11 protein-coding genes are annotated in these 14832 nt (G+C 46.1%); 4 read left to right on the top strand and 7 right to left on the bottom strand.

What is annotated here, in order from left to right:
* Positions 1-65: 65 nt before the first annotated feature.
* The 6 genes from tviB to priA all read right to left on the bottom strand — a co-directional run bounded on the left by tviB (position 66) and on the right by priA (position 7786).
* Positions 66-1343, bottom strand: a complete 1278-nt coding sequence (gene tviB / locus GZN30_RS13930) for a Vi polysaccharide biosynthesis UDP-N-acetylglucosamine C-6 dehydrogenase TviB (protein WP_075650063.1) — start codon at positions 1341-1343, stop codon at positions 66-68.
* A 130-nt stretch (positions 1344-1473) separates the two neighbouring features.
* On the bottom strand, positions 1474-1986 hold the full coding sequence (gene rfaH, locus GZN30_RS13925) for a transcription/translation regulatory transformer protein RfaH (RefSeq protein WP_075650062.1): 513 nt from the start codon (positions 1984-1986) through the stop codon (positions 1474-1476).
* A gap of 118 nt (positions 1987-2104) precedes the next feature.
* Positions 2105-3121, bottom strand: a complete 1017-nt coding sequence (gene galE, locus GZN30_RS13920; RefSeq protein WP_075650067.1) for a UDP-glucose 4-epimerase GalE — start codon at positions 3119-3121, stop codon at positions 2105-2107.
* A 337-nt stretch (positions 3122-3458) separates the two neighbouring features.
* Positions 3459-4001, bottom strand: a complete 543-nt coding sequence (locus GZN30_RS13915) for an SPOR domain-containing protein (RefSeq protein ID WP_075650061.1) — start codon at positions 3999-4001, stop codon at positions 3459-3461.
* Between the two features lie 175 nt (positions 4002-4176).
* Positions 4177-5190 carry a DNA-binding transcriptional regulator CytR gene (gene cytR / locus GZN30_RS13910; RefSeq protein WP_269472807.1) on the bottom strand — a complete coding sequence of 338 codons (1014 nt, stop codon included), beginning with the start codon at positions 5188-5190 and terminating at the stop codon, positions 4177-4179.
* Positions 5191-5584: 394 nt separating this feature from the next.
* Positions 5585-7786 (bottom strand): primosomal protein N', encoded by a 2202-nt coding sequence (priA, locus tag GZN30_RS13905; protein WP_075650059.1) that lies wholly within the window; start codon positions 7784-7786, stop codon positions 5585-5587.
* Between the two features lie 449 nt (positions 7787-8235).
* Here priA and rpmE point away from each other — a divergent pair, with 449 nt between their 5' ends.
* Positions 8236-8457 (top strand): 50S ribosomal protein L31, encoded by a 222-nt coding sequence (rpmE, locus tag GZN30_RS13900; RefSeq protein ID WP_075650058.1) that lies wholly within the window; start codon positions 8236-8238, stop codon positions 8455-8457.
* A gap of 248 nt (positions 8458-8705) precedes the next feature.
* On the top strand, positions 8706-9980 hold the full coding sequence (locus GZN30_RS13895) for a malic enzyme-like NAD(P)-binding protein (protein ID WP_075650057.1): 1275 nt from the start codon (positions 8706-8708) through the stop codon (positions 9978-9980).
* A 503-nt stretch (positions 9981-10483) separates the two neighbouring features.
* Here GZN30_RS13895 and metJ read toward each other — a convergent pair.
* Positions 10484-10801 (bottom strand): met regulon transcriptional regulator MetJ, encoded by a 318-nt coding sequence (gene metJ, locus GZN30_RS13890; RefSeq protein ID WP_075650056.1) that lies wholly within the window; start codon positions 10799-10801, stop codon positions 10484-10486.
* A gap of 222 nt (positions 10802-11023) precedes the next feature.
* On the opposite strand from metJ, the gene GZN30_RS13885 reads away from it, so the two are divergent.
* Together GZN30_RS13885 and GZN30_RS13880 are read left to right on the top strand one after the other, a co-directional pair.
* The gene (locus tag GZN30_RS13885) at positions 11024-12190 is read left to right on the top strand and encodes an O-succinylhomoserine (thiol)-lyase (protein ID WP_075650055.1); all 1167 of its coding nucleotides are present in this window, start codon (positions 11024-11026) and stop codon (positions 12188-12190) included.
* Positions 12191-14602 carry a bifunctional aspartate kinase/homoserine dehydrogenase II gene (locus GZN30_RS13880; protein WP_075650054.1) on the top strand — a complete coding sequence of 804 codons (2412 nt, stop codon included), beginning with the start codon at positions 12191-12193 and terminating at the stop codon, positions 14600-14602.
* The last annotated feature ends 230 nt before the right edge of the window (positions 14603-14832 follow it).

Below are 14832 nucleotides of genomic sequence, written 5' to 3'. Positions count from 1 at the left end.
TTATTCCATAAATAAAAAGTGAGAACTCTTCGCTCTCACTTTAATTAATTAAAAAGTTATTTTAATTACAGGCGCATATCTACGCTTTCTTTATCCAGTACATATTTCAGGTCGTATAGCACGTGCTCTCCCTTACCATATGCATGAATATTTTCTGCACCCATCTTCTTAAATTCGTCATGAGATACTGCCATGACAATCGCATCGTAGTAACCTTGCTGTGGTTCAGCGCATAAGCTAAGGCCATATTCATGTTGCGCCTCTTCTCCAGAACACCAAGGGTCAACGATATCTACATTAATATTGTATTCTTTTAACTCACTGACAATATCAACAACTTTCGTATTTCGTAAGTCTGGACAGTTCTCTTTAAACGTGAGTCCCATAACCAATACATTAGCGCCCTCGACATGAATGCGTTTCTTCAGCATTTTCTTCACAAGTTGAGAAACAACATATTGACCCATCCCATCATTGAGTCGGCGACCTGCTAAGATCATCTCAGGGTGGTAACCCACTGTTTGAGCTTTATGAGTTAAGTAGTATGGATCAACACCAATACAGTGCCCACCTACTAGACCTGGACGGAATGGCAAGAAGTTCCATTTCGTTCCAGCCGCTTCCAGCACCTCCAGCGTATCGATGCCCAGCTTGTTGAAGATAATTGATAGCTCATTGATCAATGCGATATTCACATCACGCTGTGTGTTTTCAATCACCTTCGCTGCTTCCGCAACTTTAATGGTTGACGCCTTATGCGTACCTGCCGTGATAATTGTTTTATATAACTGGTCAACGAACTCGGCAATTTCTGGAGTAGAGCCACTGGTTACTTTGAGAATATTGGTAACACGGTGCTCTTTATCACCTGGGTTAATACGCTCTGGAGAATACCCAGCATAGAAATCTTGGTTAAACTTAAGTCCAGACACTCTCTCTATAACAGGGATACAATCTTCCTCTGTTGCACCTGGGTATACTGTTGATTCATAGATGATAACATCGCCTTCTGATACCACTTTACCTAATGCTTCAGAAGCTTTGATCAGCGGCGTTAAATCTGGTTGTTTATGCTCATCAATAGGTGTAGGCACGGTAACAATGTAGACATTACACTTTGCTAAATCTTCAATGCTCGAAGAGTATCTCAACATCTCGGCATCATTTAGTTCTTGCTCCGAACATTCCAATGTAGAGTCATAGCCATCTCGCAACTCTGCGATACGGCGATCGTTAATATCAAACCCAACCACGTTGAATTTTTTTCCAAATTCTGCAGCCAAAGGAAGACCTACGTAACCAAGACCTATAATGCCAATTGTGACGTCGTTATGAGAATGCATTCGAAATTTTCCATGTATCAATAATAATTTTAGACACGCTACCGCCCTTAGGTTACAACCCCTAAAAGCTGATGGCTTTACCAATTTTTTCTACTACTTATTGTGAAGTGTTGAAACTATTTTACTTCGTTCACAAAAATGTTATTTCGCTATTTTCCACACTTAATTTTACTTGTTGATTGAGCAGTTTAATCAACAAAATGCTGCGTTTTTCACTTTCTGCTTCTAAGAAAATTGCGCTGATATTTTTGTACTGGTCATTGTTAACCATGACTTGATCGCCAGCTTGTAAACTTGTGTCGATCGTTTGGTTTTCTAACGTTTTCAGTTCCGCAATCAATTCATCAGGCACTTGCTGCGGGTTGCCTGCGAACTTAACAAAGCCATATACGCCAAAGGTGTAGTTCACCTTTGAAGTCGCACCACTTAAAAGATCTAAATGAACGAATAGATAACCAGGGAATAACGCTTCTTGTTTGGTTTGTTTTCTGCCACGCACCACTTTAATCACATCAACAGTCGGGAAGTACGATGTAATCGATTGATTTGAGAAATTAACACTCGCGCGCTGCTCTTGTTTGGATTTACATCTAACAAGGAACCACTTCTTATCGGTTTTAGCCGCGTGAATAGAATCTGTCATCGTGGGTTAGTTCAAATCCATTTAGTGATACTTTTGTTTTTACATACTAAAGGGATGAGCCTTTTTACAGTGCTCATCCCTTCTACTTCGTCTTTGCGAGTAGCTTATTTTATTTTTACTACTCGTCTTTAAACCCTTTCGGGTTGTTTGATTGCCAACGCCAAGAGTCTTGTGTCATCACTTCTAGCGTTCGCGTGGCTTGCCAGCCCAATTCGTTTTGCGCTTTGCTTGGGTCAGCCCAGCACTCGGCAATATCGCCAGGGCGACGCGGCGCAAACTTAAATGGCACCGCTTTGCCACTAGCTTTTTCAAACGCGTGCACCATATCTAACACGCTGTAGCCGTTGCCGGTACCAAGGTTGAAAATGTGCAAACCCGCTTTTGGTCCAACTTTATCTAATGCAGCAAGGTGCCCATCCGCTAAATCTACAACGTGGATGTAATCACGAATACCCGTACCATCTTTAGTTGGGTAATCATTACCAAAAACTGAGACAAATTCACGTCTGCCCACAGCCACTTGCGAAACAAAAGGCATTAAGTTGTTTGGAATACCTTGTGGATCTTCGCCTAACTCACCGGATTCATGTGCGCCCACTGGGTTGAAGTAGCGCAGAAGGGTAATGCTCCACTCGGGGTTGGCTTTATGAAAGTCCGCTAAGCACTCTTCCACCATTAACTTACTGCGACCGTATGGGTTAGTCGCACTGGTTGGGAAGTCTTCGGTAATTGGCACACTCGCTGGGTCGCCATACACAGTCGCTGATGAGCTAAAAATAAGCTTGCTCACGCCCGCTTCGCGCATCGCATCCACCAGCACTAATGTACCGTTCACGTTGTTGTCGTAATACTCAAGTGGCTTTTCTACCGATTCACCCACCGCTTTTAAGCCTGCAAAGTGAATCACAGCATCAATAGCGTGTTGCTTAAGCACATCAACCAGAGCTTTCTTATCGCGCACATCCGCTTGAATAAACGTTGGTTCGGTACCTGCTACCAGTTTAATTTTGCTTAGTACCGCTTTTTTGCTGTTACACAAGTTATCGATGATCACTGGCGTGTGACCAGCATTTAGCAGCTGAATGCATGTGTGGCTACCAATGTAACCTGTGCCGCCTGTAACTAAAACTTTCATACTAGATAATTCAACCCCATGCATAATCCACTCATTGTACATGTTTTGTGGAGCATATCTCAAATATAAATCCAAATACGTGATTTAGACCAATTACAAAATCAATTAGTTTAAATATAAGTACGATAGTGTTTAAAAATGGTTATACATTCATGCGCTTATACTAGCGCTCTGTTAACCAACTCGTATCGTATTGCAAACTACTAATAAACCATTTTGTAAGCAAGCGCAGCAAAAAATGCAGCTCTAAAGCACAAAAAAAGCCAGTCTCGACTGAAACTGGCTTTATACTCATTTGTTATAGGTTATTAGTGCATATTGAATTAAAAGCACCTATTTACTGCGTCTCTTTCCAAATCGCGCATGGCTCTATCTTGGCGCGCTGCAGTTTGTGCTTATCTCGCTCCGCATCACGCTTAAGCTTGTAAGGACCTAGCACCACGCGATACCAAGAACTGCCATCTTTTTTACGCACTTCACTGCTGATACCTTGGAATGCGATATCCAACTTACGCGCTTCTGCTTGCTGCGCATTTTTATACGCGCCGCACTGCATGATATATGGGATCGCCGAGATCACTTGCTCTTTGGCTTTCACTTCCACTTCACGGCTTGGCAACGTATCCACATAGTCCCACTTTTCTTCTGGTGGCGGTGGAATGGCTTTTTCCGCTTTTGGCTTAGTTTTGACTGGCGTTTGTGTTGCTACAACTGGCGCTGGCGGTTCAGGATCTTGACTCAAGGTATATAAACCAAAGCCAAAGCCACCCAGCACGATCAAAGCTAATAGTCCACTGCGCCATGGTTTGCGCTTTGGAGCAGGCTTTTTCTTTGCGGGTCTCTTACTGGCACCACGTTTTACGTAATCTCTACTTGCCACAGTTGTACTACAAATTTAGTGAGTGATTGCCGTTATCTTAATCTAGAACGTCGGTCGATAATAGCGTGGTTGAGCTTTCCTAACGGAATGAGGTGGAAAATTTGACATAGGGTAACAAAATTTAAGCAGCACCATTGCAGAGAACAGTGCTGCATTAAACTCTCTATAGAGTGAGTTAGATAACTCGCGGCGGCGCGGCGCTTTTACGTACGACAAGGTTGGTCTCTAACAAGCGAGAGCCTGTGCGCACATCGTGACCACGTAAAATCTCCAGCATCATCAACATCGCTTGGCGACCAATCTCATAGCGCGGTTGAGAAATCGTCGTTAACGGTGGATCGCAGTATTGAGCAAATTGAATATCATCAAAACCCACTACCGATAAATCTTGTGGCACACGTAGACCAAGGCGTTTGGCTTCTTGGATTGCACCAATCGCCATCGCATCATTGTGGCAGAAAATCGCCGTCGGTGGTTCAGGCAACGTCAGCAATTGACGAACCGATTTCGCCCCATCTTCAAAACTGAAATTACCGTGGATGCTGTAAGCCGGGTTCATGGTGATACCCGCACGGCGCAGCGCTTGTAGGTAACCTTGTTGGCGGAACTGGCACAGCGCAGCATCTTGCGGACCTGAAATCTGAGCAATACGCTTATGACCAAGCTGAGTCAGGTAATTCACCACTTCAAACGCTGAGGTAAGGTTATCAATGTGTACGGTTGGCAACTCAAGCTCTGGAGCAAATTCACACGCCATGACCATCGGTGGCAAATTCTTCTGCTCAGGCTTGCTCACATCAAAAGGTAGATCCGTTCCGAGTAGTAGCATGCCATCTGCTTGCTTGGTGAAAACCAAGTTAACAAAGGAGTTCTCGCGTTTTTTCTGCTGAGCACTGTCACCAAGTAAAACAATGTAGCCGTGCTCCATTGCCGCATCCTCAATACCGCGAATGATTTCGGTATAGTAGGGATCGCAAATGTCTGGAACAATCGCAATAATTGTTTTTGATTCGTTGCGGCGCAAATTGCGCGCAAGTGAGTTTGGTGAGTATCCAGCTTCTAGAACTGCATCTTCAACACGTTTTCGCGTAGCCGAAGAGACTTTCTCAGGATTCATCAGCGCCCTTGATACTGTCGCTGTCGAAACCCCTGCGAGCTGGGCAACATCCTTCATTGTCGCCATAAAAATAACCCTCTTAAATTTTCCCTTGTTAGTAGCGTAAGCCACCCAAGCCTGATAGTTGTTGATGGACTCTATCTCAACCTTCTCATCCGCCAACTCAATGAGTCATCATCATGGTCGCAGCTGAAAAAAGTAAAGATATATGCATCCACTCTTTAATAGTTTGTTTGTCCTTCACCATTTGAATTTATAATCGTCTTGATTGTCACTCATACGGTTTAGGTATATCGATGACACCGATAAAAACTGGGTATTCATCGAGGTGCGTAATGCAACCTGTAATAGTGTATTTATTTCACGCTTTAAAGTTACGGGATATTTAACAAAAACTGCTCCGCTATCGAGAGATACCTCACAAAATAACTTAAAACTGTAGCGTACGTAACATTGTAAAATCGAACTAGCTTAGATCTTGAGGTTCTATGTCTAGCGACCAGCGCACCTTTTTGCTATTGGGCAAAATCTCAATAGCTGGTTTAGCACTGGCGAGTAAACGCTGCATTTTTGGTCGCGTTTGCGTCTGCAGTAATAACTGCCAACGGTACTTACCCGCTTTTCTTGCCAATGGTGCAGGCGTTGGTCCTAATACTTGGCATTGTTCATCAAACAGCGGGTGCGCTTCTAAGCTGTATCTCACCTGCCGCAAAAACTCCTCTACAACTTCACTGCTGTTGGCTTCTGCGCGAAACAGAGTGAGGTAAGTATAAGGAGGCAACATAGCAAATTTTCTTTCCTGCAAAGCTGTTTGCGCAAAATTGCGATAGCTATGGTTCAATAGCGCTTGCAGCAATGTATGCTCCGGATGGTGAGTTTGTAATATCACCTCGCCAGGTTTACTTGCGCGCCCTGCACGCCCTGCAACCTGAATAAATAATTGAGCCAATCGCTCTGAGGCTCTGAAGTCACTACTGTACAGTGATCCGTCTACATCCAGCAATGCGACTAAAGTGACATCTGGGAAGTGGTGCCCTTTGGCGAGCATCTGTGTACCAATTAAGATTTGATACTCACCTTTGCGGATCGCCGTCAGTGCACTTTCTAAACTGCCTTTACGTCTGGTACTGTCACGGTCAATACGAATCGCTTTATGCTCAGGAAATAGCGTTTTAAGCTGCCCTTCTAGCTGCTCGGTCCCCACCCCGACTGTGACTAAATTCGTAGAGCCACACCCTTGGCACTGGTGGATAATCGGCTGCTGCGAACCACAGTGATGGCAGCGGATCTCATTGCTGTATTGATGGTAGGTGTAGTAAGCATCACAACGTTTACACTCAGCAATCCAACCACATTCATGGCACATCAAGGCAGGTGAAAACCCGCGACGGTTTAAGAACAGCATCACTTGGTTGCCGGCGGTTAAGTGCTTACGCATCTCCGCGATTAATGGCGCGGATAAGCCACTCTCTAGATAGAGCCCTTTGACATCGAGCACTTTATTGGTGGTTGGCTTGGCATTACCGGCACGCTTAGACAACTCCAAATGGTGATACTTACCAGTGAGCGCGTTGTGTAAGGTTTCTAACGCTGGCGTTGCCGAGCCAAGCACAATCGGGATTTGTTCTTTATTGGCGCGCATCACCGCCACATCGCGAGCATGATAACGCAAGCTGTCTTGCTGCTTATAAGAGCTGTCATGCTCTTCATCAACAATAATGATGCCTAAGTCAGCAAATGGCGTCAGCAGCGCTGAGCGAGTACCAATCACAATCCCCGCCCCTTTGTCTCGCGCACTCAACCAAGCATTAAGACGCTCAGTTTCATTTAACCCAGAGTGGATCACTTCCACGGGCACATTAAAACGCTGACGGAATCGGTTAATGGTTTGTGGCGTTAAGCCAATCTCTGGGACCAGCACCAAAGCTTGCCTGCCTTGCTCCAGCAGTGGCTTGATTAGGTTTAGGTAAACTTCGGTTTTTCCTGAACCGGTTACCCCTTCCAGTAGATAGCAACCAAAGCCTTGAGCACTATTGACTGTCGCGATGGCCACCGCCTGCTCTTGATTGAGCTTAGGCTTGTCGACCTCTGCCTCTACTTGGCTCCCCCAAGCTTTTATCGCTGGTTTTTTCTCTACCGCTTCAACCCAGCCTTTGTCTTGTAGCGTTTTCAGCGTGGTACCCGAGATATCTTGGTCAAGCAATTGCTGATGAGAAACCGCACCATACTCGAGCGCGCGCATCGCACTTTCTTGTTTGACTGCACGCCCCAACCCCGCCATCAATTGATTCTTGCCGGCTTCTGTCAATTGCCATTCGACCAAAGTAGAAAAGTCAGCCGGTTTACCTTTACGCAATGCGGTCGGCATCGCATTAGCCAGCGTATCGCCTAGTGGGTACTGGTAAAATTGACTACACCATTTGAGCAATTGATAGAGTGAATCAGCCCATACCGGCTGGCTATCAAGCACCTGCTTAATCGCTTTTAGCTGGCTTTGGTTAAATTCAGAATGATTGGTTAACTCAGTGACAATGCCAATTAAGGTTTTCGGTCCAAATGGCACAGAGACGCGCCCACCAATCACAGGGAAAAGGTGGCTTGGGATCAAGTAATCAAATTGCTTATCTAACGGTACAGGCAGTGCCACCCGAGCAATGGTAGGACGCATAAAATTGACGCTAACACTTGTGAGTAATGAACGGGATCAGTCTAAAGCAAAACGTCGCTTGATTCTATTTCCCTCTCCCTTCCTATTTGAACCATCAGCACTGTCTTTTAAAACATCAACACTGCCCTCCCAAACCTCATTACATACCCTGTCCAAATTAATGGCTATGCTCAGAGGCTTTGCTCGCTTGTCGCCTACCTGATGGTCCAACTAGTTTGGGAATAGTTACTCTCAAAGATAATAACGCGCTAGACTCTGGCTAATGGTGAAAAAAGTAGCAATAATTTTAGTAAATCTGTTGATCCTCACTAGCGGATTCATTACTATACTGCGCCTTAGCATTATGGCTTGAGGATTTATTCATCAAGCGGTATGCGAAATTTTTTATTAACTACGTGTGGTGTCCGGCTTAGAATCGGATGGCGACACGGCCTATTTGAGGTTTTCCCATGAAAGTTGGTATTCACCCAGAATACAAAGCAGTACAAGCTACTTGCTCTTGCGGTAACTCTTTCGAGTTCAACTCTACTCTAGGTAAAGAGTCAATCCACCTAGACGTATGTGACAAGTGCCACCCATTCTACACTGGTAAGCAACGTATCGTTGATACAGGCGGCCGTGTTGATCGCTTCAACAAGCGTTTCGGTGCTCTATCAAGCGGCAAGAAGTAATTACTACTTTTATACCGATTATAAAAAGGACGCTCAGGCGTCCTTTTTTCTTGCCTGCTATTTACCTCTTCCCTTCTCCTTCCCTCGCTATTTGCCGCTTAAATGCAAATTTGTGAGCTATCTGGTCTTATCAGACGCTCAAACCGACATAATGGTTACACCAATCGCATTCTTGCCTATGCAGCTTGACTTTATGGGTATAGAATAACTTTTGCTTAACAACCAACGATAACGAGAAACAAAACACCATGTCAGATGACCAATCACAAGAATACACCGCCGAAGAACTGTTCCGTCAGCAAGCGCTTGATTACCATGCCAACCCAGTACCTGGGAAAATTTCAGTCGAGCTAACCAAACCTGCCGAAACAGCCAAAGATCTAGCACTCGCATACAGCCCTGGCGTCGCCGAGCCTGTACGCGAAATCGCGCAAAACCCAGATAACGTCTACAAGTACACGTCCAAGGGTAATATGGTCGCGGTGATCTCAAACGGTACGGCAATTCTTGGTTTGGGTAACTTAGGTCCTCTGGCTTCAAAACCAGTAATGGAAGGTAAGTCGCTACTGTTCAAGCGTTTTGCAGGTCTAGACTCGATTGATATTGAGGTAAAACACCGCACTATCGAAGAGTTTGTCGATACCGTCGCCAATATCGCTGATACCTTTGGCGGTATTAACCTTGAAGATATTAAAGCCCCAGACTGTTTTGAAATTGAAAAACAGTTGATTGAACGTTGTGACGTGCCGGTTTTCCACGATGACCAGCACGGTACCGCGATTGTTACGGCTGCGGGCATGCTCAATGCGATTGAACTGCAAGGCAAGAAGCTAGAAGACGCAACCATTGTTTGCCTTGGCGCAGGCGCTGCCGCAGTGGCGTGTATGGAACTGCTAATCAAGTGCGGTGCAATGCGTGAAAAAATCTACATGCTTGACCGTAAAGGCGTGATCCACACTCGCCGTGATGATCTGAATGAATACAAAAAGCTATTTGCTAATAACACTGACAAACGCACGCTAGAAGATGTGATTGAAGGTGCGGATATTTTCTTAGGCGTATCGGGTCCTAACCTGCTACCACCAGAGGATCTCAAGCTAATGGCAGACAAACCAATCGTGTTTGCTTGTTCAAACCCAGATCCAGAAATCAAACCGGAATTGGCACATCAAGTCCGTGATGATTTAATTATGGGTACTGGTCGCAGTGATTACCCGAACCAAGTTAACAACGTTTTATGTTTCCCATTTATCTTCCGTGGTGCATTAGATGTGCGTGCAAGCGAAATCAACGATGAGATGAAGCTTGCTGCGGTAGAAGCAATTCGCCAGCTAGCCAAAGAGCCTGTTCCAGCCGAAGTACTTAAAGCTGCTGGAGTTGAAGCGCTGGAGTTTGGCGCGCAGTACATTATTCCAAAACCAATGGATCACCGCTTACTGCCACGCGTAGCAAAAGCGGTAGCGCAAGCTGCAGTTGATTCTGGTGTAGCGCGTATTGAGATGCCTGAGGGGTATATGGCGTAGCGGAACGCTGCGCTACGGATGCGGGACTGCGGAACGCCTCGTGAAAACGAGGCTTACGGAAGTGGGTACACGGAACGCCTCGTAAAAACGAGGCTTACGGATTCGCGAACGTTCGGCTTCGCCTCTCTACGGACATACCTTACTTTTGTCATCCTCAAGAGTGAGGAACGAACGAGTTGGGGATCTCTGGTTTAATCTAGAAAACAAGATTCCCTACTCGCGCTACGCGCTCTATGGAATGACAAATTGAAGTATGGGCGCTCTATGGATATACCTTACTTTGTCATCCTCAAGAGTGAGGAACGAACGAGTTGGGGATCTCTGGTTTAATCTAGAAAACAAGATTCCCTACTCGCGCTGCGCGCTCTATGGAATGACAAATTGAAGTATGGGCGCTCTAAAACAAAAAACCGCAGCTAATGAACTGCGGTTTTTTTATGTTCTGGTTTTCTCACCATCTGAACTGGTGCTTTAATTCAGATGCAGCAAGAATACGCTAACAATTATTCGTCGAACGCTTCAAATTCGATGCCCATTTCGGTCATAAGCTGCTTAGCTTCTGATGGGATGTCATCTGGGCGGTCTTTACGTAGATCTTCATCTGTTGGCAACGGTTGACCTGTGTAAGCATGCAGAAATGCTTCACATAGCAGTTCACTGTTCGTTGCATGGCGTAGGTTGTTAATTTGACGGCGTGTACGCTCATCGGTTAACACCTTTAATACTTTCAATGGAATTGAAACAGTAATCTTCTTTACTTGTTCGCTTTTCTTTCCATGCTCAGCGTATGGGCTAATGTATTCGCCATTCCAGTCTGCCATTGCGCACCTTCGTTATTGTTAGTCAGTAATTTTTGCAAAGTCTAATTTTAGCGGCTTTTAAGGCTACAAGCAAAGACATATAGACGTCTAGATGTGTTGACGTCTCAGTTTAACAACAGTAAAGTAGCGTGAATGGATTGTGAACGTGATGTATCAATGCTGATTGTGTAGATATATCGCATTCAAACTGACAAGTCACTATTGTTCTGGAAGGATACACTTATGAGCACCCACAAGCCTGCTACTATTGCGGTTCGCACTGGCATCGAGTCTGACACTCAACACCATGCCGTGGTTCCACCAATTTATCTTTCTACCAACTACGGTTTCCCTGCATTTGGCGAAGTGCCTAAATATGATTATACCCGCTCAGGCAACCCAAATCGCGGCTTGTTGGAACAAACTCTGTTTGAATTAGAATCAGGCAAAGGCGCGGTAATTACTAACTGTGGCACTTCCGCATTGAACTTGTGGGCAACCGCCTTTCTCGGACCTGACGATTTGATCGTAGCGCCGCATGATTGCTATGGCGGCAGCTATCGATTGTTTAATACCCGCGCGCAAAAAGGCGATTTCAAAGTTCTATTTGTTGACCAGTCCGATCCGGTCGCGCTTGCTGAAGCGTTAGCGCAAAAACCAAAACTGGTGCTGGTTGAAACCCCTTCTAACCCGCTGGTACGCGTGGTCGATATTGCGGCTTTATGTGAACAAGCCCATGCGGTTGATGCCTTAGTAGCTGTCGACAATACCTTTTTGACACCCGTATTCCAAAAGCCTCTGGAACTTGGCGCTGACTTTGTTATTCACTCAACCACCAAATACATCAACGGTCACTCTGATGTAATCGGCGGCGTTGTTATCACCAAAACTGAGCAACACGCAGAAGAGCTTGCTTGGTGGGGCAACTGCATTGGCGCGACGGGCACCCCATTTGATAGCTATATGACACTGCGTGGTCTACGCACCTTAGGCGCACGTATGCGCGTGCATGAAGAAAGCTCTCGCGAGATCCTTAGCTATCTGCAAAATCACCAAAGTGTCGGCACAATTTACCACCCTAGCCTACCGGAGCATCCTGGGCATGAGATTGCGCTAAAACAGCAATCTGGCTTTGGCTCGATGCTCAGTTTCGAATTCGCTGGCAGTTTTGAGCAGCTTAAAACTTTTGTTAGCGCGCTTAAGCTATTCTCTTTGGCTGAATCCCTTGGCGGTGTGGAAAGTTTAATATGCCACCCAGCATCAATGACGCACCGAGCGATGGGTGAAGCCGCCTTAGCGGAAGCTGGCGTATCTCAACAGCTGCTGCGCCTTTCGGTAGGGCTGGAAGATGTACAAGATTTAATTAGCGATTTAGAGCAAGCCTTTAATGTGGCAGCGGAGGACAACTAAATGAGCGTGGAAAGACAGCTGCACAAGTTTGGTGGCAGCAGTTTAGCAAATCCAGAATGCTACCGCCGCGTAGTCAATATTCTTAAAGAATACTCGCAGCAAGACGATTTGATTGTGGTCTCCGCAGCCGGCAAAACCACCAACAAGCTGATCGAGTTTATTGATGGCTTACACAAAGATGGTCGCCTTGCCCATGAAGCACTACAAGAGTTAAAGAAGTTTCAGACAGATTTAATCGAGCAACTGCTTGAAGGAGAGAGCAAAGAGCCGTTACTTGCTCAACTGAATGATGAATTTAAATTACTTGGTGAGCTGACTGCGCCACTGAGTGAAATCGAACAAGCTTGTGTATTAGGTCATGGCGAAAGCTGGTCTTCACGCCTGCTTGCTGCCCTGCTTAACCAAAATAAGCTGCCTTCTCGCGCCCAAGACTCGCGTGTATTTCTACGTGCTGAAGCAGGTACACAACCAGAAGTTGACCGCGGCGCTTCTTACCCACTACTCAAAGAAGTTCTCGCGCAACATGCTCATCACCGCGTGGTGATCACTGGCTTTATGGCGCAAGACAAACAAGGTAAGACTGTGCTGCTGGGTCGTAATGGTTCTGACTACTCAGCAACCGTGATTGGCGCACTCGCTCAAGTCTCTCGTGTGACCATTTGGAGTGATGTGGCTGGCGTTTACAGCGCAGATCCACGCCTCGTCGCTGATGCTTGCCTACTGCCACTACTGCGTCTTGATGAAGCCAGTGAACTTGCTCGTCTTGCTGCGCCTGTATTGCATAGCCGCACCTTACAGCCTGTCGCGCAAAGCACCATGGATTGTCATTTGCGTTGCAGTTACGAGCCTGAATCCGGCTCGACGCGTATTGAACGTGTGCTGGCTTCTGGTCGCGGTGCAAAAATTATTTCTTCACTTGATGAAGTGTTAATGATTGAACTGCACTTCTCATCAGGGCACGACTTCTTGCGTCTCTCTCAAGAGACGTTAGCTGGCTTAACCCGCGCACAGCTCGAGCCTTTGGCGTATGAAGCGCAAGATGATCAGCATTGCCTGCGCCTCACCTATACCGCAGAAATTGCAGGCGGCGCACTGAGCCATCTGCAAGATCGTGCCATCGAAGCCGAGATTAAGCTCAAAGAGGGCTATTCGATGGTGGCAGCAGTTGGCGCAGGGGTAACCAAAAACCCGAATCATTGCTACGGTTTCTACCAACAGCTGAAAAACGCCCCAGTAGAATTTATTTGCGAATCCGCCTCTGGGTTAAGTTTGGTTGCTGTCCTGCGCAAAACCGAGACCGATACGCTGGTGCAAGGCGTGCATAACCAACTGTTTCAAGCACAAAAGCGCGTCGCGATTGCCCTATGTGGTAAAGGCAACATCGGCAGCAGTTGGCTCAACTTGTTTGCAGAACAAAAACTGGAACTAGAAAAGCGTCGCGGGATGAACTTTGAATTGGTGGCGATCATTGATAGCCAAACCTATTGGTTTGACGCCAATGGTATCGATGCATCACAAGCCAATCAGCGTTTTGATGCCGAAGCGATTGAATACCAATCTGGCGAGTGGATCAAACGTTTAGGCGCGATTCAAGGCTATGATGATGCGGTGGTGTTAGATGTCACTGCCAGCCATGAACTGGCTGAGCGTTACGTCGAAATTGCAGAACAGGGGATGCACCTGATCTCAGCCAACAAAGTGGCAGGTTCTGCATCCAGTGAGTACTACCATCAAGTACAAGATGCGTTTGCCAAAATTAATCGCCACTGGCTATATAACGCCACCGTGGGGGCGGGTTTACCAATCAACCACACCGTCAGAGATCTGCGCGAAAGTGGCGATGAGATTGTCGCCCTATCGGGAATTTTCTCTGGCACCCTGTCTTGGCTATTCCAACAATATGATGGCTCGGTTCCTTTTGCCGATCTGGTAGATTTGGCTTGGCAACAAGGTCTGACGGAACCTGATCCGCGCAATGATCTCGATGGCTCAGATGTGATGCGTAAGCTGGTAATCTTGGCGCGAGAATCCGGTTTGACGATTGAACCAGGTGCTGTAAAAGTTGAAAGCTTAGTGCCAGAAGAGTTAGTCGATTTACCGCTGGATGACTTCTTAGACAATGGGCACATACTCAGCGAACTATTGGCAGAGCGACTGCGTAAAGCCCAGCGCGAAGATAAAGTGCTGCGCTACGTTGCTCGCTTAGAGAAAAATGGTAAAGCAACGGTAGGGGTCGAAGCGCTTACCCGTGAGCATGCGCTGGCAAACTTACTGCCATGTGACAACATCTTTGCCATCGAGAGTAAGTGGTATAAAGATAATCCACTGGTGATACGGGGACCTGGAGCAGGCAGAGAGGTCACTGCGGGTGCAATCCAATCTGACTTAAACTTGCTTTCAAGTCAGCTATAACTAAATAACAGGGGCGTGATGGGTAACTATCGCGCCCTTTTTGTATGTAACTACATTGCACTTAAGTAATTAACTTGAGATAGATTAATTATCAACTTGAATAAAATTCATAATCAGTTTGTTGACTTTAAACTCTATTCAATACATTCTGTGGACATATAGACGTCTATACTCAAGTAACCTCAAGGTGCGAGTTTCAGCGAGAATGACTTGGTTTGCAGACAAGACAA

Source organism: Vibrio ponticus, assembly GCF_009938225.1.
In the GTDB taxonomy this organism is placed as follows: domain Bacteria; phylum Pseudomonadota; class Gammaproteobacteria; order Enterobacterales; family Vibrionaceae; genus Vibrio; species Vibrio ponticus.
The sequence above is the reverse complement of the archived record's forward strand: the minus strand, read 5'-3'. Positions and strand labels throughout refer to the sequence as shown.

Bases quoted from the DNA above. Each gene is read 5' to 3' on its own strand.
- tviB (WP_075650063.1), bottom strand. From the start codon at position 1,343: ATGCATTCTCATAACGACGTCACAATTGGCATTATAGGTCTTGGTTAC.
- rfaH (WP_075650062.1), bottom strand. From the start codon at position 1,986: ATGACAGATTCTATTCACGCGGCTAAAACCGATAAGAAGTGGTTCCTT.
- galE (WP_075650067.1), bottom strand. From the start codon at position 3,121: ATGAAAGTTTTAGTTACAGGCGGCACAGGTTACATTGGTAGCCACACA.
- priA (WP_075650059.1), bottom strand. From the start codon at position 7,786: ATGCGTCCTACCATTGCTCGGGTGGCACTGCCTGTACCGTTAGATAAG.
- rpmE (WP_075650058.1), top strand. From the start codon at position 8,236: ATGAAAGTTGGTATTCACCCAGAATACAAAGCAGTACAAGCTACTTGC.
- GZN30_RS13895 (WP_075650057.1), top strand. From the start codon at position 8,706: ATGTCAGATGACCAATCACAAGAATACACCGCCGAAGAACTGTTCCGT.
- metJ (WP_075650056.1), bottom strand. From the start codon at position 10,801: ATGGCAGACTGGAATGGCGAATACATTAGCCCATACGCTGAGCATGGA.
- GZN30_RS13885 (WP_075650055.1), top strand. From the start codon at position 11,024: ATGAGCACCCACAAGCCTGCTACTATTGCGGTTCGCACTGGCATCGAG.
- GZN30_RS13880 (WP_075650054.1), top strand. From the start codon at position 12,191: ATGAGCGTGGAAAGACAGCTGCACAAGTTTGGTGGCAGCAGTTTAGCA.